General features: G+C 40.1%; 3 protein-coding genes and 1 pseudogene. 2 read left to right on the forward strand and 2 right to left on the reverse strand.

Features of this window, described 5'->3' with window-relative positions; genetic code table 11:
- Nucleotides 1–110: pseudogene (locus tag F6J94_RS33155) on the reverse strand (DUF2470 domain-containing protein); the annotation flags it as partial.
- A gap of 25 nt (nt 111–135) precedes the next feature.
- Between F6J94_RS33155 and F6J94_RS33160 the strand changes: the two are divergent.
- Entirely contained in the window at nt 136–708 is a 573-nt protein-coding gene (locus tag F6J94_RS33160; RefSeq protein WP_293048019.1) for a hypothetical protein, read from the forward strand.
- A gap of 173 nt (nt 709–881) precedes the next feature.
- On the opposite strand, the gene F6J94_RS33165 is transcribed toward F6J94_RS33160, so the two are convergent.
- Complete coding sequence (locus F6J94_RS33165; RefSeq protein ID WP_293048021.1) at nt 882–1,073, reverse strand: hypothetical protein; 192 nt, start codon at nt 1,071–1,073, stop codon at nt 882–884.
- Between the two features lie 255 nt (nt 1,074–1,328).
- Between F6J94_RS33165 and F6J94_RS33170 the strand changes: the two genes are divergently transcribed.
- On the forward strand, nt 1,329–2,227 hold an 899-nt coding region (locus tag F6J94_RS33170), incomplete at its 3' end, for an effector-associated domain EAD1-containing protein (protein ID WP_293048023.1).

Consider the following 2,227-nt stretch of genomic DNA (forward strand, 5'->3'; position numbering starts at 1 on the left):
GCATCTTCAGAATCTTTAAGTTCATGATCAAACCTGATGCGCACAGTGGAAGACTCCCCCTTGACTTTTGTGATTATATTCATGCCTTGAGGATCAATGGAAACCATTTCTGCTTCTTCTGTATCAGCCTAATTTGTGAATACTCCCGCTCACGCCATTGTCAATCTCCTGATTTTAGGAAAAAAAAGAAAGCCGGAAAATAATTTACCAATTGTGTTCGGTGCGATCTTACCGGATTTGCCAATGGTAATTTTTTACGGATATGAGAAACTCCTCAGAGGAATTCCTGAAAACGTAATCTGGTCTGAATCTTATTATAACCCAAGCTGGCAATTATTTTTCGATATTTTCAATTCTTTTCCACTAATCCTATTAGGTGGGTTGTTAGCCTACTATTTTGGTCAAACGTTTCTGATTGCTATGTTTGCTAGCATGGCTCTTCATGGATTGGGAGATTTTCCTGTTCATGCTGACGATGCCCACCGTCACTTTTTTCCATTGTCAAATTGGCGCTTTGAAAGTCCTGTTTCTTATTGGGATTCTCGTCATTATGGTCATATTTTTGGTCCCCTAGAAATCTTGGCTGTGATAGTGGGATGCTTTGTATTGTGGAGACGCCACAGTTCGAGAAAGGCTCGGATTATTATTGCGATTGTACTTACTGTTTATTTTATCTATGGAGTGTATGCTGTGTTAGTATGGGGTTAGTAGTTAAGCTATCAGCTATTTAGTTATCAGCTATCAGCTAATGCGCTACGCGCACGCTACGCGAACAGCGTTTTTCATAACTATCAGGGGCGTTGCTTAATAATGGAATGATTTTAAGAGTTCTGTAGAATGGGCATCTGGCTGTGGAATTAGCATCAGGCGTGGAACTGGCATCAGGCGTAGAACTGGCATCTTGCGTAGAACTGGCATCTTGCGTAGAACTGGCATCTTGCCAGTTTCAATGGATTTTCGCGCGGGCAGGATGCCGACTCTAGGTTGTGTGGAATGGGCATCAGGCGTGGAACTGGCATCAGGCGTGGAACTGGCATCAGGCGTAGAACTGGCATCAGGCGTAGAACTGGCATCTTGCCAGTTTCAATGGATTTTCACGCGGGCAGGATGCCCACTCTACTTCTATTCAAAAAAAGATTCAGCAACGCGCTTCTGACTTCTGACTTCTGACTTCTGACTTCTGACTTCCCTAATCCCTAAGCCACCACCAGGTGGGAAATACCAGCAAATAAAGGAAAATTTACGGAATTCAGTATAATCAGAGTGTAGATACTGAATTAGAGCAGAGTATCAAATTCTATTTTTCACAGGTCTTGAACTAACCGTCAATGAATGCTGGACATACCCCTGGTTATCTCCTCAAAAAAATAAACGAAGCACTGTGTAATGCTTTCCCTAATAAAACTAAATTAGAAATGATGGTGCTTTATGAATTAAATATAAATCTGAACGAGATTGCTAGCGGTGGGAATTTAAAGGAAACCGTTCACAAATTAATAGAGCATTGTCAGGGTTACAATCAGTTAGAAGAATTAATTCATGGAGCACTTGAAAACAATCCAAATAATGTTCATTTAAACGCAATCCAGGAAAATTTTAAAATTACGACTAGTTTAGTCAATATATTGGGGCCTTTAGAAAAAACCGTTATCAAACAAATGCAACAGGCTTACAGAGATTGTTGTCCCAATTTGAGAGAGAAAATTCCTGGCACTTTTTATGATATTCTCAAAAAGTTGGATGATATACATCAACCAACTGATGATGAAAAAAGGATTGTCAAATTTGTCGATCATTTATTAGTAAATGGAAAGATTACCACGTCAGAGGCTCAGCAACTAAAGCAATGGTTAGAGAGAAATGCTAAGAACGTTTCTGATTTAGAATCTCACAAACAAAACGTCAATCGAAAATCTGATCCAGATAAACCTCCAACATCGGAAACGCCATCTGCTTCAGATAAATCTTCAAAATCGGAAACGCCAATAGGTTTAAAGCAGTTTTCCTTTGAAGTAGTAACAGTTAACCGTAGAGGAAGAATAATCAAGCGAGAATCCCAGCAAGCAAGTTATTCCACTGAAGATCTGGGAAATGGAGTAGACCTAGATATGGTGTATATTCCAGCAGGAAACTTCTTAATGGGTTCCCCGAAAACTGAGAAGGACAGTCATGACAGGGAAAGACCTCAGCACAAAGTAACCATCCAACCCTTCTTCCTGGGCAAATA

The sequence above is a fragment of the Moorena sp. SIO1F2 genome (assembly GCF_010672755.1).
In the GTDB taxonomy this organism is placed as follows: Bacteria; Cyanobacteriota; Cyanobacteriia; order Cyanobacteriales; family Coleofasciculaceae; genus Moorena.